The 22,700-nt window shown below is 71.6% G+C and carries 25 protein-coding genes; 15 read left to right on the top strand and 10 right to left on the bottom strand.

Translation table 11 applies throughout. The features are described from left to right. Nucleotide 1: 1 nt before the first annotated feature. The 10 genes from ccmE to FHR56_RS05300 form a co-directional block, all read right to left on the bottom strand. Nucleotides 2-466 (bottom strand): cytochrome c maturation protein CcmE, encoded by a 465-nt coding sequence (gene ccmE / locus FHR56_RS05345; protein WP_160947221.1) that lies wholly within the window; start codon nt 464-466, stop codon nt 2-4. Then, nucleotides 450-662, bottom strand: coding sequence for a heme exporter protein CcmD (gene ccmD, locus FHR56_RS05340; RefSeq protein ID WP_160947222.1), 213 nt, complete (start codon nt 660-662; stop codon nt 450-452). Before ccmD ends, ccmE begins: the two co-directional genes overlap by 17 nt. Further along, nucleotides 659-1,459: a heme ABC transporter permease gene (locus FHR56_RS05335; RefSeq protein ID WP_160947223.1), complete on the bottom strand. Its 801-nt coding sequence runs from the start codon at nt 1,457-1,459 to the stop codon at nt 659-661. Before FHR56_RS05335 ends, ccmD begins: the two co-directional genes overlap by 4 nt. Nucleotides 1,460-1,468: 9 nt before the next feature. Beyond that, a complete protein-coding gene (locus FHR56_RS05330; RefSeq protein ID WP_160947224.1) occupies nt 1,469-2,794 on the bottom strand; it encodes a S8 family serine peptidase in 1,326 nt (441 codons plus the stop codon). Beyond that, the gene (locus tag FHR56_RS05325) at nt 2,791-3,432 is read right to left on the bottom strand and encodes a zf-HC2 domain-containing protein (protein ID WP_160947225.1); all 642 of its coding nucleotides are present in this window, start codon (nt 3,430-3,432) and stop codon (nt 2,791-2,793) included. The genes FHR56_RS05330 and FHR56_RS05325 overlap by 4 nt, the downstream gene beginning before the upstream one ends. Then, nucleotides 3,432-4,013, bottom strand: a complete 582-nt coding sequence (locus FHR56_RS05320) for a sigma-70 family RNA polymerase sigma factor (RefSeq protein ID WP_160947226.1) — start codon at nt 4,011-4,013, stop codon at nt 3,432-3,434. The genes FHR56_RS05325 and FHR56_RS05320 overlap by 1 nt, the downstream gene beginning before the upstream one ends. 63 nt (nt 4,014-4,076) lie before the next feature. After that, a complete protein-coding gene (locus FHR56_RS05315) occupies nt 4,077-4,766 on the bottom strand; it encodes a hypothetical protein (protein WP_263393000.1) in 690 nt (229 codons plus the stop codon). 240 nt (nt 4,767-5,006) lie between these two features. Beyond that, the gene (locus FHR56_RS05310) at nt 5,007-5,402 is read right to left on the bottom strand and encodes a c-type cytochrome (RefSeq protein WP_160947227.1); all 396 of its coding nucleotides are present in this window, start codon (nt 5,400-5,402) and stop codon (nt 5,007-5,009) included. Nucleotides 5,403-5,425: 23 nt separating this feature from the next. Then, nucleotides 5,426-6,790 (bottom strand): cytochrome C, encoded by a 1,365-nt coding sequence (locus FHR56_RS05305; RefSeq protein ID WP_160947228.1) that lies wholly within the window; start codon nt 6,788-6,790, stop codon nt 5,426-5,428. Between the two features lie 62 nt (nt 6,791-6,852). Next, on the bottom strand, nt 6,853-7,365 hold the full coding sequence (locus FHR56_RS05300) for a cytochrome b/b6 domain-containing protein (protein ID WP_160947296.1): 513 nt from the start codon (nt 7,363-7,365) through the stop codon (nt 6,853-6,855). A 278-nt stretch (nt 7,366-7,643) separates the two neighbouring features. On the opposite strand from FHR56_RS05300, the gene FHR56_RS05295 reads away from it, so the two are divergent. The 15 genes from FHR56_RS05295 to FHR56_RS05225 all read left to right on the top strand — a co-directional run bounded on the left by FHR56_RS05295 (nt 7,644) and on the right by FHR56_RS05225 (nt 22,658). Continuing rightward, nucleotides 7,644-8,060, top strand: coding sequence for an FdtA/QdtA family cupin domain-containing protein (locus FHR56_RS05295; protein ID WP_019798041.1), 417 nt, complete (start codon nt 7,644-7,646; stop codon nt 8,058-8,060). 3 nt (nt 8,061-8,063) lie between these two features. Continuing rightward, the gene (locus tag FHR56_RS05290; RefSeq protein ID WP_160947229.1) at nt 8,064-8,729 is read left to right on the top strand and encodes an acetyltransferase; all 666 of its coding nucleotides are present in this window, start codon (nt 8,064-8,066) and stop codon (nt 8,727-8,729) included. Between the two features lie 5 nt (nt 8,730-8,734). Continuing rightward, complete coding sequence (locus FHR56_RS05285) at nt 8,735-9,694, top strand: hypothetical protein (protein WP_160947230.1); 960 nt, start codon at nt 8,735-8,737, stop codon at nt 9,692-9,694. After that, nucleotides 9,681-10,616 (top strand): GNAT family N-acetyltransferase, encoded by a 936-nt coding sequence (locus FHR56_RS05280; RefSeq protein WP_160947231.1) that lies wholly within the window; start codon nt 9,681-9,683, stop codon nt 10,614-10,616. Before FHR56_RS05285 ends, FHR56_RS05280 begins: the two co-directional genes overlap by 14 nt. Continuing rightward, complete coding sequence (locus tag FHR56_RS05275) at nt 10,613-11,743, top strand: DegT/DnrJ/EryC1/StrS family aminotransferase (RefSeq protein WP_160947232.1); 1,131 nt, start codon at nt 10,613-10,615, stop codon at nt 11,741-11,743. The genes FHR56_RS05280 and FHR56_RS05275 overlap by 4 nt, the downstream gene beginning before the upstream one ends. Next, nucleotides 11,740-12,993 (top strand): O-antigen translocase, encoded by a 1,254-nt coding sequence (locus tag FHR56_RS05270; protein ID WP_160947233.1) that lies wholly within the window; start codon nt 11,740-11,742, stop codon nt 12,991-12,993. Before FHR56_RS05275 ends, FHR56_RS05270 begins: the two co-directional genes overlap by 4 nt. Further along, complete coding sequence (locus tag FHR56_RS05265) at nt 12,993-13,934, top strand: glycosyltransferase (protein WP_160947234.1); 942 nt, start codon at nt 12,993-12,995, stop codon at nt 13,932-13,934. The genes FHR56_RS05270 and FHR56_RS05265 overlap by 1 nt, the downstream gene beginning before the upstream one ends. After that, nucleotides 13,931-15,097, top strand: coding sequence for a hypothetical protein (locus FHR56_RS05260; protein ID WP_160947235.1), 1,167 nt, complete (start codon nt 13,931-13,933; stop codon nt 15,095-15,097). The genes FHR56_RS05265 and FHR56_RS05260 overlap by 4 nt, the downstream gene beginning before the upstream one ends. A gap of 11 nt (nt 15,098-15,108) precedes the next feature. Beyond that, nucleotides 15,109-15,954 carry a Wzz/FepE/Etk N-terminal domain-containing protein gene (locus FHR56_RS05255; RefSeq protein ID WP_160947236.1) on the top strand — a complete coding sequence of 282 codons (846 nt, stop codon included), beginning with the start codon at nt 15,109-15,111 and terminating at the stop codon, nt 15,952-15,954. Nucleotides 15,955-16,063: 109 nt separating this feature from the next. After that, on the top strand, nt 16,064-16,912 hold the full coding sequence (locus tag FHR56_RS05250) for a class I SAM-dependent methyltransferase (protein ID WP_160947237.1): 849 nt from the start codon (nt 16,064-16,066) through the stop codon (nt 16,910-16,912). A gap of 2 nt (nt 16,913-16,914) precedes the next feature. Further along, complete coding sequence (locus FHR56_RS05245) at nt 16,915-18,147, top strand: amidohydrolase family protein (RefSeq protein WP_160947238.1); 1,233 nt, start codon at nt 16,915-16,917, stop codon at nt 18,145-18,147. Continuing rightward, entirely contained in the window at nt 18,144-18,839 is a 696-nt protein-coding gene (locus FHR56_RS05240) for a class I SAM-dependent methyltransferase (RefSeq protein WP_160947239.1), read from the top strand. The genes FHR56_RS05245 and FHR56_RS05240 overlap by 4 nt, the downstream gene beginning before the upstream one ends. 23 nt (nt 18,840-18,862) lie before the next feature. Beyond that, nucleotides 18,863-20,374, top strand: coding sequence for a radical SAM protein (locus FHR56_RS05235; protein WP_160947240.1), 1,512 nt, complete (start codon nt 18,863-18,865; stop codon nt 20,372-20,374). A gap of 2 nt (nt 20,375-20,376) precedes the next feature. Further along, a complete protein-coding gene (locus FHR56_RS05230; protein WP_184502429.1) occupies nt 20,377-21,525 on the top strand; it encodes a glycosyltransferase family 4 protein in 1,149 nt (382 codons plus the stop codon). Then, a complete protein-coding gene (locus tag FHR56_RS05225; protein WP_184502428.1) occupies nt 21,522-22,658 on the top strand; it encodes a glycosyltransferase family 4 protein in 1,137 nt (378 codons plus the stop codon). Before FHR56_RS05230 ends, FHR56_RS05225 begins: the two co-directional genes overlap by 4 nt. Nucleotides 22,659-22,700: the final 42 nt, after the last annotated feature.

Below are 22,700 nucleotides of genomic sequence, written 5' to 3'. Positions count from 1 at the left end.
GTCATGGCTTGACCGCCGCCGCAGCGCCCGTACCGACGCGATTGGCGTGCGCCTGCGCCATCGCGTCCTTCAGTTCCTGCGGCATGTAGGTCTCGTCGTGCTTGGCCAGCACTTCGGTGGCGACGAAGCGCGCGCCCTGCATCGAGCCGGTGGCGATCACCGCCTGGTTGTCGCGGAACAGGTCGGGCAGGATGCCGGTGTAGGCCACGGCGGTGGCGCCGGCCTTGTCGATCACGGTGAACTGCACCTGCAGCGCATCGGCGCTGCGCCTGATCGAGCCGGCCTTGACCATGCCGCCGAGCCGGAACACCCGGTAGTCCCTGGCCGCGCCGGCCTGCACCTGGCTGGGGGTGAACAGGTAGCTGATGTTGTGCTGCAGGGCCAGCACGAACAGGCTGGTGGCCAGCGCGGCGGCGCCCAGCAACAGCAGCACCAGCAGCAGGCGGCGCCTACGGGTGGGATGCATCGCCAACTCCAGGGGCGACGGCGTTGCCGCGGGCGCGGCGGGCCTGTTCGCGGGCCACTTGCGCGCGGATCCCCGCGAGCAGGCGACGTTGGCGGCGGCGTGGCAGCAGGCTGTCCAGGAGCAGCACGACCAAGGCCAACGCGTACGCACTCCATACGTAGACGGCGTAGCCGCCCATCGCCCAGAACCCGCTCATGCCGCGTGCTCCGCGGGCAGCGCGGTGTCCACGGGCGTCGCCGCCGGCGCTGCCTGCAGCGCGAGCGCGCGCACCCAGGCCTTGCCGCGCTCCAGCGCCAGCAAGTCGGTGCGCATGCGCCCGCACAGGCTGGCGACGTAATACAACTTGCTGGCGACCACGCCGGTCAGCAGCGGCCACAGCATCGACAGCGGCATCTTGGACGGGCCGAGCACGCGCACGGTGGAGCCCTGGTGCAGCGTGTTCCACCAGACCACCGAGTAATGCACGATCGGCAGGTTGATCAGCCCGACCAGCGCCAGCAGCGCCGCGGCGCGCGCGCCCTGGCGCGGATCGTCGATGGCGCGGTGCAGGCCGATCACGCCCAGGTACAGGAACAGCAGCACCAGTTCCGAGGTCAGCCGCGCGTCCCAGGTCCACCAGGTGCCCCACATCGGCCGGCCCCACAGCGAGCCGGTACACAGGGTGACGAAGGTGAAGGCCGCGCCGATCGGCGCCGACGCCGTGCAGGCGATTTCCGCCAGTTTCACCCGCCACACCAGCGCGACCAGGCCGGACATGCCCATCGTCGCGTAGACGAACAGGCTCATCCACGCGCAGGGCACGTGCACGAACATGATGCGGTAGGCGTCGTGCTGCTGGTAATCCGGCGGCGCCAGCACCAGCCCGCCGTAGCCGGCAACGGCACCCAGCAGCACGGCCGCGGCCAGGCTCCACGGGCGCACCGCGCCGGCGACGCGATAGGCCGTCGGCGGTGCGCCGAGCCGGTGCAACCAGAGCGGGATCCAGGAACGCATGGAGTGCCTTCAGCGGGCGAGGGGAGCGCTGCGCGGCAGCGCCTGCACCGCAGCGGCGGCGTCCACCTGCAGCAGGCCGTCGCGCTGGCGGCTGGTGCGCAGCAGCAGGTCGTGCACGCTGCGCGCGTCCAGTTGCGGCGCCAGCGCCAGCAGCAGCGCGACCACGCCGCTGACGTGGGCCGTGGCCATCGACGAGCCGGAGGTGAAGTCGTAGCCGCCGTTGGGCTGGGTGGTGAGGATGTCCTCGCCCGGCGCGCTGAGCACGCCAGGCGGCGCCGGCGTGGTGGCGCTGCTGCGCACCACGATCACCCCGGGAATGCCGTCGGGAAACCCGTCCAGGTGGCCGTTGGGCGGCATCGCCGCGACCACGATGCGGCCATCGCGCAGCAGGTGTTCCAGCAACTTGCGCAGCAGCGGATCGGCCGGGCCGCCGAGGCTGAGATTGATGATGCGGGTGCGGGTGTCGCCGATCGCCGCCAGCGCCTTGGCCAGGGTGAAGGAATTGCAGCCGGCGCCGGCGCCGGGCCGCTGCGGATACCAGCAGGCCTTGTAGACGTCGAGCATCGCCTTCGGTGCGATGCCGACGATGCCCAGGTGGTTGTTGCTGCCCGCGGCGATGATGCCGGCGACCTCGGTGCCGTGGTGGTCGCGGTTGAACGCGCCCGGATCGGCGGCGACCAGGTCGCGGGTGTTGCGCAGGCGCCCGCGCAGGTCCGGATGGGCGGTGTCCACGCCGGTGTCGACGATCGCCACGTCCACGCCCTGGCCCTGGCTCAGCGCCTGCGCGGTGGCCGCATTGGTGGCGGCGAAGCCGCGCTGCATGTCCACGTAGGGGTCGTTGTAGCGCAGCGGCTGCGCCGGCGCGGCGGCCTGGCTGTCGGCCGAATACGTGCCGAAGTCCTGCAGCGGCTGCGACAGCGCCACGCGGTCGTCCCTGGCCAGTTGCGCCAGCAGCGCGGCACGGTCGCTGCCCGGCGCCGGCTCCAGCACCACGCAGTACAGCCCCAATGCCTTGATCGGCCAGCCGGCCACCTGGCGCAGGCCGTAGCGCTTGTTCAGCGCGTCCAGGGTGGCCACCGCCTGGGTGCCGGCGCCGTAGTAGCGCGCCGAGGCGTAGCCGAGCAGGTTGGAACCGGCGTGGCGGCTGGGCGCGGCCATCGGGTTGGCCACGGCGAGGACGATCTGGCGCTGGCTGTCCAGCGCCGGCGACGGATCCAGGCCGGGCGCCTTGGCCGCGGCCGCAGGATCGGCGACCGCCGTCGGCGCGGCGTGGGCGCAGGCGCCCAGGCCCAGGCCCAGGCAGGCGACGAGCAGGCTGGCGAGATGCAGCTTCATGGCGCGGCGATCGGCTCCGCCAGGCGGATGCCGGCGGTGGCGCGCAACTGCTGCACGCTGCGCTGCGGCTGCGCCGCCGCGCCAGCCTGGGTCGGCACCACGGTGTAGGCGCCGGCCGCATTGGGGCCGCCGATCACCCGCAGCTGCAGCTTGCGCAGCAGCGCGTCCCAGTCGGCCAGGGTCATGCGCGCATCCGGCACCACCCGGATCGCGTCGGCCGCCAGCGGCTGCGCGGCGTCGCTGAGGGTGCGGTAGGCAGTGCTGCGCTCGTGCTCGGCGGACAGGCGCAGGCCCAGCACGCCCAGGCCGATCGCCTGCAGCAGGGCGGCGGCGACCAGCGCCCGCGTGGTCCAGCTGGCGCGGCGGCGCTGCGGCGGCGCCTGCGGGACCGGCGCGTCCAGGCGCTGCAGCAGGCGCTGCAGCCCGGCCTCGGCGTCCACCGGCACGTCGCTGGGCAGGGTCATGGCCATGCGCAGGCGGCTCTGCTGGGCGAACTCGGCGCTGCAGTGCTGGCACTTGGCCAGGTGCGCCACCAGCCACGCGTTTTCTTGTTCCGTGGCGCTGTCCTGCAGCACCCACGGCATCAGTTCCCAGGCGTGCGCGCACTCGTTGCCTGGCTCGTTGAAGCCCGATTTCATCACGCGCTCTCCGTCAGCGTGGACGCGCCGCCGGCCAATCCCGGCAGCACGTTGCGAAGCTTGACCCGGGCATGGAACAGCCGGGCCTTGATGGTGCCCACCGGGCACTGCATGATCGCGGCGACCTCTTCCAGCTTGTGGCCGAGGCCGTAGACCAGTTCCACCACCAGGCGCTGGTCGGCCGACAGGCGTTCCAGGCCCTTGCCCAGCCAGTCGCGCAACTCGCGATCCTCGTCCGGGTCGGCGGCCGCGGCGTGGTCCTCGGCCATCGCCCCGTCGTCGATCGCATCGTCGCTGTGGTGGCGGATCGCCTTGAGCCCGCAGCGGTAGGCGATGCCCATGATCCAGGTCGAGACCTGCGAGTCGCCGCGGAAGTCGCCGGCCTTCTGCCAGACGATCCAGAAGCAGTCGTTGATCGCTTCCTCGATGATGTCCGGGCGCCGGGTCAGCCGCGACAGGAACCGGCACAGGCGGCCGTGGTAGGCGCGGTACAGGCAGGCCAGGGCTTCGCGGTCGCTGGCCGCCATGCGCCGGAGCAGCATGCGGTCGGTGGCATCGCCGAGCAGGTCGGTGTCGTTCATGGGGGCAGGTGTGGCAACGGGCACCGGTATGTGCCGGGGCGGCACGGAAAGGTTGCGCTCGACTCAGAAGCTGCGGGAGAGGCTGGCCACCCAGGGCCACAGGCCGCGGTCGGCATAGCCGGTGCGGGCGTTGCTGAACACGCGGTCCACCTCCACGCTCCAGCGCCCGGCGTTCCAGATCAGCCCGGCGTGGCCGTAGCGATAGTGCGCGGTGTACTCCAGTCCGTACAGGGCCGGTGGCGCCTGGCTGACGCCGGCCCCCACCGACAGCGACAGCGGGCCGGCCAGCGGCTGGTGCGCGGTCAGGTCGAGCGCGCCGTACCAGCGCTGCTGCAGGCTGCTGTCGGGCATGCGGAAGGCGGCCAGCGACAGGCTCAGGCGGTCGCGATAGCTCCAGCCCAGGCTGACCTCGTCGCGGTTGAACACGCGGTTGGCGCGCGACCCAGGGTAGCGGTACAGCAGCGCCTCGGCCTGCAGTTGCCAGCTGTCGGACAGGGTCCAGCTGCGCGACAGGCCGACGCTGCCCATCAGCACCTTGCCCGGCGCATCCAGCGCCACGCTGGCCGCGCCGCTCAGCGACCAGCCCGGCGCCGGCAACCAGAACAGCGCGCCCTGCAGGGTCGGGGTGCTGCGGGTCACGGCGATGCCGCGGTCGACCAGTTGCGAGCTGATCCCGGCGGCGCCGCCGACATCGCCGGCCGTGGCGACCGGGGCGTGCAGCGCGGCGAGCGCCAGGCCCACCGCCAGTGCCACGCCGGCACCTGCGCGCGGTGACCGCCGGCCCGCGCCGGCAGCCCCGCCGATGCGGGGGCTCAGCATGCGCGGCCCGCTCCGCTCCGCGGCGCAGGGAGGCGGCGGGAGGCAGGGGCGACGCGCCGAGGGCGGCAGGGCAAACGCACGGTGGCTTAAGGCTCGCTGGTCAGGAATCGGGGACGGGCGCGGCGCGATGGCCGGCCCGTCGGGCGCCGAATATGACCGGATCGGGCAGCCAGTTCAATGCAGGCTGTGCAGGTAGGCGATCAGGTCCTGCAACTGCTTGGCATCGTCCAGACCGTCGTACTTCATCTTGCCGCCGGGCAGGGCCTTGGACGCCGGCTGCGACAGGTAGCTGCGCAGCTTGTCGTCGCTCCAGGTCCACTGGCTCTGCTTCATCGCGTCGGAATAGGCGTAGTCGGGCACGCTGCCGGCGCGGCGCCCGACCACGCCGAACAGGGTCGGGCCTTTCTTGTTCTTGGCCGGCGCGGCGCTGTGGCATTCGGCGCATTCGCTGGCGAACACGCCGGCGCCGGGCGCGCCGCCGGCGGCATGCGCGGACGGCGCCACCGCGGCGGCCAGCGGCAGCAGGCCGGCGAGCAGGGTGCACAGGGGCAGGGCATTGGTGCGTTTCATGAGGGAAGCTCCATGCGGGGGAATCAAAAGGCCAGGCTCAGGCTCAGCGCGAACTGGTTGAGGTCGCGCGGGCGGGTGACCGGGGTGGCGCCGAACACGTTGCCGGTGCTGCCGTTGAACTTGCTGAAACGGAACCAGGTCGCGGACAGGCGCAGGTTGGAGATCGACGAAACGCTGTCGTCCTTGCCGAACGGCGCCCACGAGGCGCTGATCAGGTTGCTGGTGGTGTCCGGCGCGCCGTACGGGCGGTAGCGGAACGGATCGTCCGAGCCGGTGTTGATGAAGTGCGCCAACAGCAGGCTGTAGCTCTGCTTGTAGGTGTAGTTGAGGCTGATCGACTGGTCGCGCACGTTGGCCCGGCGCGGGCCGGCCACGGCCGGATTGGTCGGGTCGATCAGCGCGCTGCCGTAGCGGCGGCGCTCGTAGATGTTGAGGTAGCCGAGCTTGAGGATGTGCTCGCGGGTGCCCAGGAACTGGTAGTTGAGGTCGTAGCCGAGATCGGTGAAGTCGTCGCGCGGACCGGTGCTGCGCGGCAGCTGCCGGCGCGTGGTCAGCGCGACTACGCCGGCGGAGAAGAACTGCCGCTTGAGGTCCTTCATGTAGCTCAGGCGCAGGTAGCCGGTGTCGCTGAGCTTGCCCGGATCGCCGCCGATGGCGTAGCCCAGATCGTCCTGGGTCGACACCGGCAGCGCGGTGTAGGTGCCGAGTTCGCCATACCAGTTGCGGTCGTACAGGCCGTAGACGCTGGTGCCGATCACCCGGTTGGACAGCGACGACTGGTTGAGCAGGGTGGTCGAACTGGCATAGGCCGAGGCCGGACCCAGGCCGGAGGCGTTGGGCAGCATGCCGATCGGATCCTGGCTGCCGGGATTGTTGTTGACGCTGACGCCGAGCAGGGTGTCCTTGCCGCCGAGCTGGAAGCGCTTGAACACCGCGCGCAGGTCCACGTTGTCCAGGCGCGTGGTGTAGTCGTTCTTGCCGTTGTTGCTGGTGGCGACCTTGACGTAGCCGCCGAGGTTGTCGGTGATGCGCCCGGCCAGGTACAGGTCGGCCTCGCTGAAGCGGGTGCGGCTCTCGCCGCGCGCCGGCACGCTGCGGTTGGCGGTGAGCTGGGCGGATGCCGGGATCTTGGTGCCGTTGCCGTCGCTGTCGGTATAGCCGCCGAGCTTGAAGCGCATGCCGTACGGGGTCAGCGCCGGGCCGTAGGCGCCGATGTGGCAGTCGGCGCATGACGAGCCGGTCTGCCGTGCGAACGCCGGCACCGCGGCGGCGCGCGGGCTCAGCACCAGCAGCAGCGAGCCCAGCGCCGACCACAGCAGCGCCTGCTCGGCGCCGCGCGTCCTGTCGCTGCGGGAGGAGGTGGAGGGGGACGACGGGGCCTGGTGCATGCGGAGAGTCCTTTGGCGGGTGGGTGCGGCGACGGACGGAAGCGGGGGAAGGGCGAATCGACTCAGCGGCGGCGCAGGAACGGCAGCATCCGTTGCAGCACGGCGTCGCGGCGCACGAGGTGGTGCCACAGCGCCGCACCGATGTGCAGCAGGATCAGGGCGAGCAGCAACCAGGCCGCGTCCACGTGCCAGGCGCCCAAGGTGTCGGCGAGATCGGGATCGGGCGCGACCAGCTCCGGCAGGGTCGCGCCGAACAGATGCACCGGCTTGCCCATCGACTGGCTCAGTGCCCAGCCCAGCACCGGCAGGGTCAGCAGCAGTGCGTACATCACCACGTGGGTGGCGCCGGCCAGCAAGCGCATCAGCGCCGAGCCGGCGTCCGCGTCGTGGCGCTTGCCCACGCGCATCCGCAACACGACCCGCACGCAGAACAGGCCGAGCACGAACAGGCCGAAGTGGCGGTGGCCTTCCAGCAGCCATTGCCGCCACATGCGGCCTTCGACTTCCTCGCGCAGCAGGATCAACCCCGCCGCCAGCACCAGGCACAGCACGGTGAGCCAGTGCAGCCAGACCATCGGCCGCGGCAACGCCGCCGACGCGGCAGCGGGGGAAACGGGCGGTGTCGGCGCGGCCGGCGTGGGCGAGGTCATGGCGGTACGCGGTGTCCTTGGAGGCGACGCGGGGGCCCGCGGCGCGATGCGGCTCGGCATCGCGGCAGCGGTGGTCGTCGATGGGTGCCGGCCCTGCGGCGAAAGGTTGCGTCGCCGGTGCGCGTCGCCATTGCGCAACCTTTCCGCGGACGCGCGGCACTCAGCCTGGACGCTCCGATGCGGAGCCCGGGTCGGGCACTCTGATGGCAATCGAACGAATCCAGTTGCGGACGCACGGCGACGCGCGCGGCCAGCTCGTGGCGCTGGAACAACAGCGCGACGTGCCTTTCGACATCCGCCGCGTGTACTACCTGTTCGCCACCCGCAACGGCGTACACCGCGGCCAGCATGCGCACCGCCATCTCAACCAACTGGCGGTGGCGCTGCACGGGTCGGTGTCGTTCCTGCTCGACGACGGCAGCGGCCCGGTGCAGGTGGTGCTGGACGATCCGCGGCAGGGCCTGCTGCTGGGCAGCATGGTCTGGCGCGATCTGTACGACTTCAGCGAGGACTGCGTGCTGATGGTGCTCGCCGACCAGGCCTACGACCCGGCCGACTACATCTTCGACTACGACGAGTTCCTGCGCGAAGCCGCGGGCGTGCGCCGGCAGGAGGCCTAGGCCATGGCGCGTCCCCTGGTCATCGTCGGCGCCGGCGAACTGGCGCAGATCGCCTGCGAATACTTCACCCACGACAGCGACTACGAAGTGTTGGCCTTCAGCGTGGAGCGCGACTACCTGTCCACGCCGACGCTGGCCGGTCTGCCGGTGGTGGCCTACGAGGCGCTCGAACAGCGCTATCCGCCGTCGCAGGTGGACGTGTTCGTGGCGATTCCGGCCAGCGGCCTCAACCGGCTGCGCACGCGCTTCTACCTGGACGCCAAGCGTCGCGGCTACCGCATGGCCAGCTACGTCAGCTCGCAGGCGTTCGTGTGGCGCAACGTGGAACTGGGCGAGCACTGCTTCGTGTTCGAGCACAACGTGCTGCAGCCGTTCACCCGCATCGGCGCCAACTGCATCCTGTGGAGCGGCAACCACGTCGGCCACCGCACGGTCCTCCACGACCATGTGTTCCTGGCTTCGCATGCGGTGATTTCGGGCTACTGCGAGATCGGCGCGAGCAGCTTCGTCGGGGTCAATGCCACGCTCAGCGACCGGGTCAAGGTCGCCGCCGACAACGTGATCGGCGCCGGTGCGCTGCTGACCCGCGACACCGAGCCCGGACGCATCTACGTCGGTGCGCCGGCGCGGGCGGTGGCCGGCAAGTCCAGCTTCGACGTGGACCTGTGAGGCCCATGTTCGCCTGGCACAAACGCGGCCTGGTGTTCGACACCGCACGCGACGGCGTCGGCGGCTGGATGCGACACTCGGCGCTGACGCCGACGCCGCTGCGCCTGGATGCCGAGCGCCTGCGCATCTATGCCGGCTTCCGCGACCATGCCGGGATCAGCCGCATCGGCTATGTCGACGTGTGCGCCGACGATCCGACCCGGGTGCTCGGCGTCAGCGCCGCACCGGTGCTCGACATCGGCCGCGCCGGCTGCTTCGACGACAACGGCATGATCCTCGGCGATGTGGTGCACGGGCCGGACGGCCTGTACCTGTTCTATGTCGGCTTCCAGCGGGTGGCGCGGGCCAAGTTCCTGGCCTTTACCGGCCTGGCGGTGTCCAGCGACGGCGGCGACACCTTCCAGCGCCGCCAGGACACGCCGCTGCTGGACCGCGCGCCCGGCCGCAGCACCATCGCCGCGGTACACTCGGCGCGTTATCGCGATGGCCGCTGGCGGCTGTGGTACGCGGTCGGCGACGACTGGGAATGGATCGGCGGCACGCCGTACCCGCGCTACCACATCCGCTGCGCGGAGACCGACGACCTGCAGGCGATTCCACGGCAGGATACGCTTTGCCTGCAGCCGCAGGGCGACGAGTACCGCATCGGCCGCCCGCGGGTGTACCGGTACGATGGCCGCCACGTGATGCTCTTCACCCACGGCAGCCGCGACGGTGCCTATCTGCCGGGGATGGCGGTCAGCGACGACGGCCGCCACTGGCAGCGCTGCGACGCCGCGTTGGGCCTGCCGCTGTCGGCCAACGGCTGGGACGCACGCACGCTGTGCTACCCGGCACTGATCCGCCATGACGGGCGCCTGCTGCTGTTCTACAACGGCAACGACATGGGTCGCGATGGCTTCGGCGTGGCCGAAGCGGTGCTGCCCGCCGGCATGGTCTGGGAGGACGCCGATGCTGTCGGTTAGGCCCTACACCGCGGCCGATGCGCCGACGTGGGATGCCGTGGTGGCGGCCTCGCGCAATGGCAATCTGCTGCATCGACGCGGCTACATGGATTACCACGCGACACGCTTCGTCGACGCCTCCTTGCTGGTCGAGCACGCCGGCACGCCGGTGGCGGTGTTCCCGGCCAACCGCGAGGGCGATGCCGTGGCCAGCCATGCCGGTCTCAGCTATGCCGGCCTGCTGTCGACCCATGCGCTGCGCGCGACGGCGACGCTGGAGGCACTCGAGCGCATCGCGGCGCACTATCGCGACGCCGGCGTGCGCACGCTGCTGTACAAAGCAGTGCCGCATCTGTTCCACCGTAGCCCCGCGGAAGAGGACCTGTACGCGCTGCACCGGCTCGGCGCGCGCCTGCAGCGCCGCGACCTGTCTTCGGCGGTGCCGCTACGCCAACCGCCGCGCATGGCTGCCGCGCGCAAGCGGTCGGTGGCCAAGGCGCGCCGCGCCGGGCTGCGCGTGCAGCGCGTGGACGACCCGGCGCCGCTGCACGCGCTGCTGGGCGAAGTGCTGCAACGCCACGATGCGCGTCCGACCCACAGCCTGGAGGAACTGCGCCTGCTGTGCGCACGCTTCCCGGCGCAGATCGTGCCCTACGAAGTCCGCGACGGCGAGGAGCTGCTGGCCGGCACGCTGGTGTACGACTTCGGCCACGTCGTCCACACCCAATACCTGGCCTGTTCGGAACAGGGCCGCCGCGCCGATGCGCTGAGCCTGCTGCTGGCCGAATTGATCGAGCAGGTCTACGCGCAGCGCGACGTCCTCAGCCTGGGCATCTCCACCGAGCAGCAGGGCCAGGTGCTCAACGCCGGCCTGGTCGAGCAGAAGGAACGGTTCGGGGCGCGCGCCGTGGTGCACGATTTCTACCGCTGGGAGTTGCAATGAGCCTGCCGCCGGCCAGCGTGCCGTTCCTCGACCTGCGCGCCAGCAACGCGCGCTACGCCGACGAGCTGAAGGCCGCGGCGGCGCGGGTGATCGATTCCGGCTGGTACGTGCTGGGCGAGGAACTGGAGGCCTTCGAGCGCGAGTTCGCTGCCTACTGCGGCACCGCCCATGCCATCGGCGTCGGCAACGGCATGGACGCGCTGACCCTGATCCTGCGCGGCTACCGTGCGCTGGGCCGGCTGCGCGACGGCGACGAGGTGCTGGTGCCGGGCAACACCTTCATCGCCAGCTTGCTGGCGATCAGCGAGAACCGGCTGCGGCCGGTGCCGCTGGAACCGGAGGCGGCCAGCTTCAACCTGGACCCGGCGCAGGTGGAACGGGCGATCGGCCCGCGCACGAAGGCAATCCTGGCGGTGCACCTGTACGGGCAGCTGGCCGACATGGCCGCGCTGCGCAGCATCGCCGAGCGGCATGACCTGCTGCTGCTCGAGGACGCGGCGCAGGCGCACGGCGCGCGTCGCGACGGCCGTCACGCCGGCAGTTTCGGCGATGCCGCCGGCTTCAGCTTCTTTCCCGGCAAGAACCTGGGCGCGCTCGGCGACGGCGGTGCGGTGACCACCGACGACGACGCGCTCGCGGCACAGATCCGGGTGCTGCGCAACTATGGCTCGGACATCAAGTACCGGCATCTGCTGCAGGGCGTGAACTCGCGCCTGGACGAACTGCAAGCGGCGTTGTTGCGGGTCAAGCTGCACCATCTGGATGCCGACATCGCCGCGCGCCGCGCGATCGCCCAGCGCTACCTCGACGGCATCGCGCATCCGCAGATCGCGTTGCCGCAGGTGGCCGACCCGGCCGCGCATGCCTGGCACCTGTTCGTGGTGCGCTGTGCGCAGCGCGATGCGCTGCAACAGCACCTGCAGGCGCACGGCGTGCACTGCCTGGTGCATTACCCGACACCGCCGCACCGGCAGTCGGCCTATCCGGAACTGGCCGCGCTGCAGCTGCCGCTGTGCGAGCAGTTGGCGGCCGAAGTGCTCAGCCTGCCGATCGGTCCCACCCTGGACGATGCGGCGGTGGCGCAGGTGATCGACGCCTGCCAGCGTTTCGGCGGCGTGGCGGCATGAACGTGCTGCGCAGCGGCGTGTACAGCGGCGTGGCCACCGCGGCCAAGCTGCTGGCCGCGTTGCTGGTGCTCAAACTGGTGGCGGTGTACGCCGGCCCGGCCGGGGTCGCCCGGCTCGGCCAGTTCACCAGCCTGATGTCGTTGCTGGCGGTCGTGGCTGGCGGCGGCATCGGCGCCGGCGTGGTCAAGTACGTGGCCGAGTACCGCGACGATGCGCCGGCGCTGGCCCGGCTGCTCGGCAGCGCACTGGGCTATGCCTGCATCGCGGCCTGCGCGATGGGTGTGGCCGCGCTGGTGTGCAGCCGCCTGATCGCCGAGCGCCTGCTCGGCGACGCGCAGTACCAGCCACTGATCTGCGTGCTGGCGGTGGCGCAACTCGGCATCGCCCTGGCCAACTACATCCTGGCGGTGGTCAACGGCTTCATGGACGTACGCCGGCTGGCCTTCATCCAGGTCGCCGGCGCGGTGCTGAGCGTGCTGCTGGTGGCCGCGCTGGCGCACGGCATGGGCCTGTCTGGCGCGCTGCTCGGCCTGGTGCTGGGGCAGGTGGCCTGGCTGTGCACCGGGTTGCCCGCGCTGCGGCGCAGCCCGTACTTCCGCCGCGAGATGCTGCGCATCCGCTTTGATCCCGCAATGGTACGGCGGCTGGCCGCCTTCTCGACGATGACCCTGGCCTCGGCGTTGCTGCCGCTGCTGGTCAACATCGGCGTGCGCGACCACCTGGCCGGCCAGTTCGGCTGGCAGCAGGTCGGCTATTGGCAGGCGGTGAGCCGCGTCTCCGATGCCTATCTGCTGTTCTTCACCACCGCCATCAATGTCTACTACCTGCCCAAGCTGGCGGCGCTGCAGACGCGTGGCGCGCTGCTGCAGGAACTGCGCGGCGCCTACCGCTACGTGCTGCCGGCGGTGATCGTGGCTGCGGCGGCGGTGTACCTGTGCCGCGGCTGGATCACCCGGTTGCTGTTCTCGCCCGATTTCGCCGCTGCGCTGCCGCTGTACGCGCCGCAACTGCTCGGCGACGTGCTCAAGATCGCCTCCTTCGTGCTGTCCTACCTGATGCTGGCCAAGGCGATGACCCGGCTGTTCGTGCTCTCCGAATGCCTGTTCGCGGCCAGCTACCTGGGCCTGGTGGTCCTTTTCACCGCGCACATGGGCCTGATCGGCGCGGCCTACGCGTTCGCCTGCAACTACGCGCTGTACCTGGCGTTCAACGTGCTGGTGGTGCGCCGCTACCTGCGAGGACTGGGCTGATGGACGTACCGCACACGCCGCCGACGCTGCCACTGGTGTCGATCCTGATCCCGGCCTACAACCACGCGCGCTTCGTGCAGCGCTGCCTGGACAGCGTGCTGGAGGATCCGTACCCGAACAAGGAGTTGGTGATCGTCGACGACGGCTCCAGCGACGGCACCGCCGACTGCATCGCCGCGTGGATCGCGCAGCATGGCGACACGCTGCACGTGCGCTTCTGGCCGCGCGAGAACCTCGGCATCGCCGCCACCCTCAACCACCTGGTGGCGATGGCCCGCGGCGAGTTCCTGCGCCTGGGTGCCAGCGACGACTATCTGCTGCCGGGCGGATTGGGCGTGCAGGTGGCGTACCTGGGCGCGCATCCGCACAAGGCGGCCGTGATCGGCGATGCCATCGTGGTCGACGCGCAGGACCGCACCATGCACCAGAGCAGCATGCGCGACCTGCACGGCGTGGACAAACGCCTGTACCTGAGCGAGGCCGGCATCCGCCGCGCGGTGATCCGCCACTGGGCGGTGAGCGGGGCCGTGGCGCTGGTCCGGCGCAGCGCGCTGCAGCCGGGCGCGGCCTGGGACGAAGGCCTGCGCATCGAGGACTGGGATTTCTTCCTGCGCCTGGTCGCGCGCGACGCCCTGGGCTTCCTGGACGTGGCGGTGTGCGCCTACCGCGTGCACGACCACAACGCCAGCCGCACGCGGCACCTGCCCAGCCGCCTGGCCAACCTGGCCGAGTCGCGGCAAGTCGCGCTGCGCCGCGCGCGCTTGTTCGATCCGGCCTGCCGTACCTTGCTGCACGCGCAGGCGCACTACATCGCCGCCAAGATCGCGTTCCTGCGGCGCAGCCCGCTGGCGCTGGGCGGGCACTTGCTGGCGCATGCATGGCTGTCGCTGTTGGCGCGGCTGCGCCAGGGCGGCCGGCCGGCGCTGGCCGAACGCGCATGAAGCGGCTGCTGCGCCTGCCATCGGCCTACTTCGGCCTGCCGCTGCTGCTGAGCTGCGCGCTGACCCTGCTCACCTTCGACCTGCCGCCGGGCTATCTCGCCGGCATCGCGCTGCTGGCCGCCGTGGCGCTGGCGACGTTGGCGCTGGATGCGCTGCTCGGCATCCGCCTGCCGCCACTGGCGGCGTTCCGGGCGCGCGAGTATGCCGGCACCCGCGAGGCCTTCGTCGCGCTCGGCCTGGCTGCCGCAGTCGGGCTGTTCTGCCTGCTGGACCTGCTGCTGTTCCCGATCCCGTTGCTGCACGACCCCTCGGCTTACGCCGACCTGAGCCCGCTGCAGGCGCACGTGCGGCATGTGTCGAACATGTGCTGGATCCTGCCGCCGATCGGCCTGCTGTGCGTGCGCGCGCGCAGCGTGCGCAACGCGCTGCTGCTGGCCGGCTTCGCCTTCCCGGTGCTGGTGATCGACCGCAACCGGCTGTTCGCGGCGGTGTTCAGTGTCGGCCTGTTGCTGTTGCTGCGCCGCGAGCCGACGCGGCCGCTGCCGTGGAAGCGGGTGCTGGCGTTGCTCTGTGCCGGCGCTGCCGCGTTCTCGCTGCTGGGCACGTTGCGCTCGGGCTCGCTGGACTCGGTGGCGCTACCGTTCGGCGCGCTGTACCGGGCCGCGCCGCAGGGCATCAAGTGGCTGCTGCTGTACATCGGCGCCGGCCCGTACAACTTCGGCGCGCTGCTCGGCAAGGGCTACGCCAACGCCAGTTTCCTGGTCAATCAGCTGGTGCCGCTGAGCGGTTCCATCGCCACCGCCGGCACCGGCATCCCGCTGGATGCGCCGAACATCAATGTCGGCACCGAGTTCCTGCCGTTCCTGCTGGCGGGCGGCCCCGGCGCCGCGCTGGCGGCGATGCTGGCGCTGTACGCGGCGCTGCTGTGGAGCGTGCGCCTGCTTGGCCGAGGTGTGGCGCTGTTCAACCTGCTGGTGTTCCTGCGCATCGCCTACGCCTGCGTGATGTCGCCGTTCGCGCCGCAGGCCTTCACCTGGACCAATGCCGGCTTCGTCGCGCTGTGCCTGCTGCTGCATGCCTGCAGCGCCTTGCTGCCGAACCGCCGCTGCGCCGTACCGGCCGCGGGCCTGCCTTCCGTTTCCCCGAGATCCCCGCTGCCATGACCGACACCGCCATGCCCCAAGACGAAATCTACCTGATCGACCTGTGGCGGATCCTGCGACGGGAATGGCGCTGGTGTCTGCTGCCACTGCTGCTGGCCCTGGCGCTGGCGGCACTGTTCCTGCACGGCGCAACCCGCCAGTGGCAGGCCACCGCCTGGGTGCAGGTCGGCGAGTTCGGCCCGACCCCGTCCGGGCGCGACCCCAAGCTGGAGCCGTTCCAGCGGGTGATCGACCGGATCAAGACGCGGCTGTTCCAGGACCAGGTGCTGCACAGCGCCGGCGTCGCGCCGGACAGCCGCCAGGCCGCGCTGTACCGCGACAGCCTCAAGCTGGACCCGGACCCGTACGCCAACCTGATCCAGTTGACCCTGCGCGCCGAATCGCCGCAGCAGGCGCGGCAACTGGCTGCGGCCACCATCGCACAGCTGCAGGCGCTGCACCGGCGCATCCAGGCCGGGCCGCTGCAGCAGGCCACTGCGCGGTTGCAGGAACTGGCCGCGGACATCGCCGCCACCCAGGCCGAGCGCGAGCGCCTGCTGCAGCAGCAGCGCGACGGCCGCGGCAGCGTCGAGCAGCAATTGCTCGGCAACATGCTGCTGTCGGAGAAGACCACCACGCTGCGCGGCCTCAAGGCCGAGCGCGAGGATCTGCTCGGCCGGCTCGGCGCCCGCTACACCTACGACACCTCGGCGCCCTGGCAGACCTACGTGCCGCCGCGCGCGGCGTTCCCCAATCCGGTGCTGGTGCTGGCGGCGGCCCTGCTGGCCGGGCTCGGCGGCGGCGTGCTGGCCGCGGTGGCGCGCAACGCACTGCGCCGGCGCCAGGCGCGGCCTTCACGGGCGCACGCCGTCGCATGACGGCAGCCCGCCGATTCAACCAAACGGCACGACCGACGCACCTACCTGCACCACCACGCGATGGGTTCGCGTGGATTCCGACAAGGGCAGGGTAGTGGAGACAGGGCAGGTGACATCGAATGGCAAGGCGGGCGCCGCGGCGCACACGACCACTCTGGACCCGGTACGGTTGCTGGACACGCAGCGCGCCTTCGACAGCGTGGCCGCCGACTACGATGGCCCGCGCGGCAACAACGCGCTGATCCAGCGCATGCGCAAGACCCTGTGGGACACGGTGGGCACGCAGTTGCCGGTCGGCTCGCGCCTGGTCGACCTGGGTTGCGGCACCGGCCTGGACGCGCATGCCTTCGCCCAGCGCGGCTACCGCGTGCTGGCTACCGACTGGTCGCCGCAGATGGTGGAACGCACCCGTGGCCGCGCCCAGGATGCGAGCCTGCATGGGCGGCTCAGCGTGGCCCATGTCGGCATCCAGCAGCTGGATCTGCTCGACGGCGAGTTCGACGGCATGTACTCCAACTTCGGCCCGCTCAACTGCGCGCCGGACCTGCCCGAGGTCGCCGGCCACTGCGCTCGGCTGCTGCGCCGCGACGGCCGCCTGGTGTTTTCGGTGATCGGCCGGCTGTGTCCGTGGGAGCTGGGCCACTATCTGCTGCGCGGGCGGCTGCGCCGTGCCGCCGTCCGCGCCGCGCGCGGCGCCACCGCGGTGGGCATGAACGGCCACACGATCTGGACCTGGTACTACTTGCCACGCGAGTTCTACCGCGCGTTCGCGCCGCATTTCGCACTGGAGTCGTACCGCGCGCTCAGCCTGTGCCTGCCGCCGCCGTACCTGGTCGACCACTACCAGCGTCACCCGCGCCTGGGCGAAGCGCTGGGCCGCCTCGACGACCGCATCGGCGGCTGGCCATTGCTGCGCGACATGGGCGATCACTTCCTGATCGTGATGCGCAAGCGCTGAGCATGGCCGTGCCTGCCGCCCCCGTCGACGTCTGCCTGGACGGTGTGCGCGTCGCGCATGCCGCCGGCGCGGTGCACGCGCCGCTGGCGCTGCGCGACGGCCGCATCGCCGCGGCGGCCGCGCCGACCGCGCTGCGCATCGCCCTGCCTGGGCACCTGGTGTTGCCCGGCCTGATCAACGCGCACGACCATCTGCACGTCAATGCGGTACCGCGGCTGCCGCAGGCCGCGCCGTTCGCCAACAGCTACGCCTGGATCGACGCCTTCGCCGCGCATTTCCGCACTGCGGCGGTGGCCGCCGCGCTGGCGCTGCCCAAGCCGCTGCGGCTGCGCCACGGCGGGCTGAAGAACCTGCTGGCCGGGGTGACCTGTGTGGCCCACCACGATCCCTGGCATGCGGCGCTGGACGCGGCCGACTTCCCGGTGGCGCTGCTGCGCGAGTTCGGCTGGAGCTATACCTTGCATGGCCCCGATTACGGCCCGCCGCTGGCGCAGAGCTTCTCCGCGGCGTCCGCCGCCGGCTGGCCCTGGATGATCCACCTGGCCGAAGGCACCGACACGGCGGCCGCCGGCGAACTCGCCGAGCTGGAGCGGCGCGGCTACCTGGCCGGCAACACGGTGCTGATCCACGGCGTCGGCCTGGGCGCGGACGACGTCACGCGCGTGCTCGCCCGCGGCGCAGCCGTGGTGTGGTGCCCGAGCAGCAACCTGACGCTACTAGGCCGCACCCTGGACCCGCAGCGCCTGAACGCCGCGCGACGCCTGGCGCTGGGCAGCGATGCGCGCGTCAGCGGTGGCCGCGACCTGCTCGACGACCTGCGCCTGGCCGCCGCCCATGGTCTGGACGCGACCCAGGCACTGCGCCTGGCCACGAACGCCGCGGCCGACATCCTGCGCTTGCCGGATCGCGGCCATCTGGGGCCGGGCGCGCATGCCGATCTGGTGATCGTCGCCGACCGTGGCGGCGTGCCGGCCCGGAGCCTGGTCGGGCTGCCGCGCAGCGCACTGCGTGCGGTGGTGCGCGACGGGCGGCCGCGGATCGCCGATCCCGATTTCGCCGCGTGGTTCGCCGGCGTCGGTGTGGACGCGGTGTCGGTGACGCTGGACGGGGCCCCCAAACTGCTGGCCGCGGAGCTGGCCGATCCTGAGCTGCTGGCGCTGGAGCCGGGCCTGGAACTTCAGGTTGCGCCGCCGCGTTCATGCACGGCGGACCTACAGCAGGCGTGCCAGACATGAGCGCAGTGCCGACCCTCGATCCGCTCGCCGCCTACGCGCTGTGGGCGGACAGCTACCCGGCGCAGGCGCACAACCCGGTGATGCAGGCCGAACAGCGCGCCATGCTGGCGTTGCTGCCGCCGTCGTTGCGCGGGCAGCACGTGCTCGATGCCGGCTGCGGCAGCGGCCGCTATCTGCTGCATGCGCTGCAGCGGGGCGCCGCGCATGTCACCGGCGTTGACCTGTCGCCGCAGATGCTGGCGCGCGCCGCGCAGGAACTGGCCGACGTCGATGGCGGCCGCTGCAGCTTGCGCGAGGGCAGCCTGGAGGCCTTGCCGCTGGCCGACGCCAGCGTCGACCTGAGTCTCTGCGCGCTGGCGCTGGGACACCTGCCGCAGCTGCCGCCGGCCCTGGCGGAACTGCGCCGCGTCACCCGGCCCGGCGGCTGGGTGCTGTGCAGCGACGTGCACCCGATCGGCCCGGCGCTGGGCTGGCGCCGCGACTTCAAGGCCGGCGGCCAGCGCTACGCGGTGCATCACACCCAGCACCTGTACAGCCACTGGCATGCCGCCTGTGCCGCGCTCGGGCTGGCCATCGACGCCGTCAGTGAGCCGATGCTCGACCCGGCGGACATTCCCGCCGGCGCCCATTTCGATCCCGCTGCATTGCAGGTGCCGGTGGCCCTGGTGCTGCGCCTGCGGCGGCTGCCGTGACCCCCGTCCTGCGTTCGCCCGCCATGTCCTCCACACCCAACACGCTGCTGGTCAATCCCACCATCACCAAGCCGTCCAGCGCCCGCTTCCCGCTGTCGCTGCTGAACCTGGCGGCGGCGCTGGATCGCCACGGCGACAGCCGCATCATCGACGGCAACGTCGACCGCGATTTCATCGACCGCAGCCTGCAGGCGCTGCAGGAGCAGCACTATGACGCTGTCGGCATCAGCGTGATGGGCGGGCCGCAACTGGCGCCGTCGATCGCACTGTCGCAGGCCATCCGCGCGCGCTTCCCGGCGCTGCCGATCGTCTGGGGCGGCTACTTCCCCACGCTGTACCCGGACACCGCGCTGGCCGCGCCGTACGTGGATTACGCGATCCGCGCGCAGGGCGAGGACACCTTGCCGGAACTGCTGGCCGCCTTGCGCGGCGAGGGGCCGACGCTGGCGCAGGTCGATGGGCTGTCCTGGAAGCAGGATGGCGCCGTGGTGCACAACCGCAACCGCGCTTTCCAGCGCGGCGACGCGCTGCCGTCGCTGCCGTACGAGAAGCTCGGCGAGCCGCGCCGCTATCTCGGCCGCACCTTCCTCGGCCGCCGCACCGCCTCGCACCAGGCCGCGCTGGGCTGCCGCTTCCGCTGCACCTTTTGCGGGGTGGCGGCGATGTTCGGCGGCGCCACCGCCTTGCCGACCGCGGCACGCCTGGAACGCGAGCTTGGGTATCTGAAGTACGGCCTGGGCGCCGATTCGATCCAGTTCTTCGACCACAACTTCTTCGACCGCGAAGCCGACATGATCCCGCTGCTGGAGGTGATGGCGAAGCTGGAACTGCCGTGGTGGTGCTATGCCCGCGCGGACGCGCTGCTCAACCTGTCCGAGAGCACCTGGAAGCTGGTGCGCAAGAGCCGCCTGCGCATGGCCTACATCGGCGCCGAGTCGCCGAGCGGGGCGATGCTCAAGGAGATCCGCAAGGGCACGCGGCCGGACCAGACCCTGGCAGTGGCCGAGCTGTGCCGGCGCAACGGGGTGATTCCCGAACTGTCGTTCATGGTCGCGCCACCACAGGACAGCGAGCGCGAGACCGAACAGACCTTCGAGTTCATCCGCGAGCTGAAGCGGATCAACCCGCAGTCGGAAATCATCGTCTACGTGTACACCCCGCTGCCCGAGAGCAGCCGCCACGAGAAGGACCGCGGCCGCCGCGCGGGCATGCCCTTGCTCGATCGCGACGGCGTGCCGGTGCAGTTCCCGCGTACGCCGGAGGAATGGGCGCAGCCGCAGTGGGTGGACTACGCCTGCCACGCCGATGCGCCCTGGCTCACCGATGCGCTGCGCCAGCGCATCCGCGATTTCGTCACCGTGCTCGGCTGCCGCTATCCCACCGCGCAGGACCAGCGCTCGCCGGGCTGGGCCAAGCGCGGGCTCAGCGCGCTGGCCGCCTGGCGCTACCGCTACCGGCGCTACGACCGGCCGTGGGAGCTGAACCTGGCCAACCGGCTGGTGCGCCTGCACCGGCCGCAGGTGTCCGGAATCTGAGCATGGCCGGCACCGTCGCCCGTACCGTGCATGCCGTGCAGCTCAACTTCGTGCCGCTGCCGGACGGGGTGACGCCGGACCAGGCATTCGCACGGTGGCCGTCGTTGGCCGATATCGCCGAGGCGGTGGCCAGCGCGGGCACCCGCGTGTCGGTGATCCAGACCGCCGCGGTCGATGCGCAGTTGCGGCGCAACGGCGTCGACTATCACTTCCTGCGCCGTGCCGAAGCCGGGCGCCAGCGCCATCTGCGGCGCGTCGCCGCATTGCTGGCCGAACTCGACGCCGACGTGGTGCACGTGCACGGCCTGCAGTTCGCGCGCGAGGCGGCGACGCTGGCGCGCTGGCAGCCGTCGCGGCCCATCCTGCTGCAGGACCACGCCAACCGCCCGCCGCGCTGGTGGCGGCGACCGCGGTGGCGGCGCTGGTACGCGGCGGCGGCCGGCATCGCCTTCACTTCGCTGGACCTGGCGCGCGGCTTCGTCGGTGCCGGGTTGTTCGCCGGCTCCACGCGCCTGTTCGCAATTCCCGAATCCAGTTGTCGTTTCACTCCCGGCGAGCGCGACCAGGCACGCCGCGACAGCGGACTGCACGGCGCGCCCTGCGTGCTGTGGGTCGGCCATCTGAGCGAGGGCAAGGATCCGCTCACCGTGCTCGAAGGGGTGGCCCGGGCCAGCGAGCAATTGCCCGGATTGCAGCTGTTCTGCGCGTTCGGCACTGCGCCACTGCTGCCGATGGTGCAGCAGCGCATCCAGGCCGATCCGCGCCTGGCCGGCCGCGTGCACCTGCTGGGCAGGGTGGAGCACGCGCAGATCCAGACCATGATGCGTGCGGCCGACCTGTTCGTATCCGCCAGCCTGGCCGAGAGTTGCGGCTACGCCGCGCTTGAAGCCTATGCCTGCGGCGCGGTGCCGGTGCTGACCGACATCCCGGCGTTCCGTGCGCTCAGCGATGGCGGCCGGGTCGGGGCGCTGTGGCCCTGCGGCGACGCCGAACGCCTGGCGGCCGCACTGCTGCAGGCATCGCGCGACGGCCCGTCGCGGGCGCTGGTGCATGCGCATTTCGATGCGCAGTTGTCGTTCGCGGCGGTCGGGCGGCGCTGGGCGCGCGCCTATGCGCAATTGCTCGGCGCCGCGCCGCGGAGCGCGCCATGAAGCTGGCCCTTGTGGTGCCGGGCGGCGTCGACCGCAGCGGCGAGTACCGTGTAATTCCGGCCTTCCTGAGCCTCATCGAGCGCCTGGCGCGCGTGCACGAGCTGCACGTGTTCGTGCTGCACCAGGAACCGCTGCCGGCGCAGTGGGAGCTGCTGGGCGCGCGCATCCACAACATCGGCGCGGTGCGCACGCGCTGGCGCGCGATCGCGGCGATCCGCGCCGAACACCGCCGCGCGCCGTTCGACGCGGTGCAGTCGCTGTTCTCCGGCCACTGCAGCCTGATCGCGGTGGCGGCGGCGCGCTGGCTGCGGCGCCCGAGCCTGGTGCACATCGCCGGCGGCGAACTGGTCGCACTGCACGCGATCGGTTACGGCGGCCGGCGCAAATGGCCGGGACGGCTGCGCGAGGCGCTGGTATTGCGGCTGGCGAGCGCGGTGACAGCAGCGAGTGCGCCGATCCTCGACAGCCTGCAGGCGCTGGGCATCGCCGCCGAACGCGTGCCGCTGGGCGTGGACCTGCGCGCCTGGCCGCCACGCGCGCCGCGTCCGCGCGGCGACGGGCCGGCGCGGCTGCTGCACGTGGCCAGCCTCAACCCGGTCAAGGACCAGCCGACCCTGCTGCGCGCCCTCGCTGCGCTGGCCCGCGCCGGGGTCGACTTCCGCATCGATCTGGTCGGCGTGGACACGCTCGACGGTGCGATGCAGCGCCTGGCCGCCACGCTGGGCCTGAGCGAGCGAGTGCGCTTCCTCGGCTTCAAGACCCAGCGCGACCTGCGGCCGCTGGTGGAGGCGGCGGATCTGCTGGTGCTGTCGTCGCAGCACGAAGCCGGGCCGCTGGTGCTGCTGGAAGCGGCGGTGGCCGGGGTGCCGACGGTGGGGACCTCGGTCGGTCATCTGCAGGAGTGGTCGCCATCGGCGGCGCTGGCGGTACCGGTCGGCGACTGGGCCGGGCTGGCCGATGCGCTGCGCCAGGTGCTCAGCGACGACGAACTGCGCCTGCGCCTGGCCTGGGCGGCGCAATGCCGGGCCGTGCGCGAGGATGCCGACTGCAGCGTGCGCGGCTTCACCGCGCTGTACCAGCGTGTGTGCGTACCGCGCAACGCCGATGGCCGACGCGCCGTGCGGAATGGTTGACGCGCAGCGCGGCGTCAGGACAACGCGCGTTCGCGACGAATC

Origin of the sequence: Xanthomonas sp. F10 (genome assembly GCF_014206815.1) — a bacterium.
Lineage (GTDB): Bacteria > Pseudomonadota > Gammaproteobacteria > Xanthomonadales > Xanthomonadaceae > Xanthomonas_A > Xanthomonas_A indica.
Note: the sequence above shows the minus strand (reverse complement) of the source record. Positions and strands in the feature narration are given on the sequence as shown.

Bases quoted from the DNA above. Each gene is read 5' to 3' on its own strand.
- ccmE (WP_160947221.1), bottom strand. From the start codon at position 466: ATGCATCCCACCCGTAGGCGCCGCCTGCTGCTGGTGCTGCTGTTGCTG.
- ccmD (WP_160947222.1), bottom strand. From the start codon at position 662: ATGAGCGGGTTCTGGGCGATGGGCGGCTACGCCGTCTACGTATGGAGT.
- FHR56_RS05335 (WP_160947223.1), bottom strand. From the start codon at position 1,459: ATGCGTTCCTGGATCCCGCTCTGGTTGCACCGGCTCGGCGCACCGCCG.
- FHR56_RS05330 (WP_160947224.1), bottom strand. From the start codon at position 2,794: ATGAAGCTGCATCTCGCCAGCCTGCTCGTCGCCTGCCTGGGCCTGGGC.
- FHR56_RS05325 (WP_160947225.1), bottom strand. From the start codon at position 3,432: ATGAAATCGGGCTTCAACGAGCCAGGCAACGAGTGCGCGCACGCCTGG.
- FHR56_RS05320 (WP_160947226.1), bottom strand. From the start codon at position 4,013: ATGAACGACACCGACCTGCTCGGCGATGCCACCGACCGCATGCTGCTC.
- FHR56_RS05310 (WP_160947227.1), bottom strand. From the start codon at position 5,402: ATGAAACGCACCAATGCCCTGCCCCTGTGCACCCTGCTCGCCGGCCTG.
- FHR56_RS05305 (WP_160947228.1), bottom strand. From the start codon at position 6,790: ATGCACCAGGCCCCGTCGTCCCCCTCCACCTCCTCCCGCAGCGACAGG.
- FHR56_RS05300 (WP_160947296.1), bottom strand. From the start codon at position 7,365: ATGGTCTGGCTGCACTGGCTCACCGTGCTGTGCCTGGTGCTGGCGGCG.
- FHR56_RS05295 (WP_019798041.1), top strand. From the start codon at position 7,644: ATGGCAATCGAACGAATCCAGTTGCGGACGCACGGCGACGCGCGCGGC.
- FHR56_RS05290 (WP_160947229.1), top strand. From the start codon at position 8,064: ATGGCGCGTCCCCTGGTCATCGTCGGCGCCGGCGAACTGGCGCAGATC.
- FHR56_RS05285 (WP_160947230.1), top strand. From the start codon at position 8,735: ATGTTCGCCTGGCACAAACGCGGCCTGGTGTTCGACACCGCACGCGAC.
- FHR56_RS05280 (WP_160947231.1), top strand. From the start codon at position 9,681: ATGCTGTCGGTTAGGCCCTACACCGCGGCCGATGCGCCGACGTGGGAT.
- FHR56_RS05275 (WP_160947232.1), top strand. From the start codon at position 10,613: ATGAGCCTGCCGCCGGCCAGCGTGCCGTTCCTCGACCTGCGCGCCAGC.
- FHR56_RS05270 (WP_160947233.1), top strand. From the start codon at position 11,740: ATGAACGTGCTGCGCAGCGGCGTGTACAGCGGCGTGGCCACCGCGGCC.
- FHR56_RS05265 (WP_160947234.1), top strand. From the start codon at position 12,993: ATGGACGTACCGCACACGCCGCCGACGCTGCCACTGGTGTCGATCCTG.
- FHR56_RS05260 (WP_160947235.1), top strand. From the start codon at position 13,931: ATGAAGCGGCTGCTGCGCCTGCCATCGGCCTACTTCGGCCTGCCGCTG.
- FHR56_RS05255 (WP_160947236.1), top strand. From the start codon at position 15,109: ATGCCCCAAGACGAAATCTACCTGATCGACCTGTGGCGGATCCTGCGA.
- FHR56_RS05245 (WP_160947238.1), top strand. From the start codon at position 16,915: ATGGCCGTGCCTGCCGCCCCCGTCGACGTCTGCCTGGACGGTGTGCGC.
- FHR56_RS05240 (WP_160947239.1), top strand. From the start codon at position 18,144: ATGAGCGCAGTGCCGACCCTCGATCCGCTCGCCGCCTACGCGCTGTGG.
- FHR56_RS05235 (WP_160947240.1), top strand. From the start codon at position 18,863: ATGTCCTCCACACCCAACACGCTGCTGGTCAATCCCACCATCACCAAG.
- FHR56_RS05230 (WP_184502429.1), top strand. From the start codon at position 20,377: ATGGCCGGCACCGTCGCCCGTACCGTGCATGCCGTGCAGCTCAACTTC.
- FHR56_RS05225 (WP_184502428.1), top strand. From the start codon at position 21,522: ATGAAGCTGGCCCTTGTGGTGCCGGGCGGCGTCGACCGCAGCGGCGAG.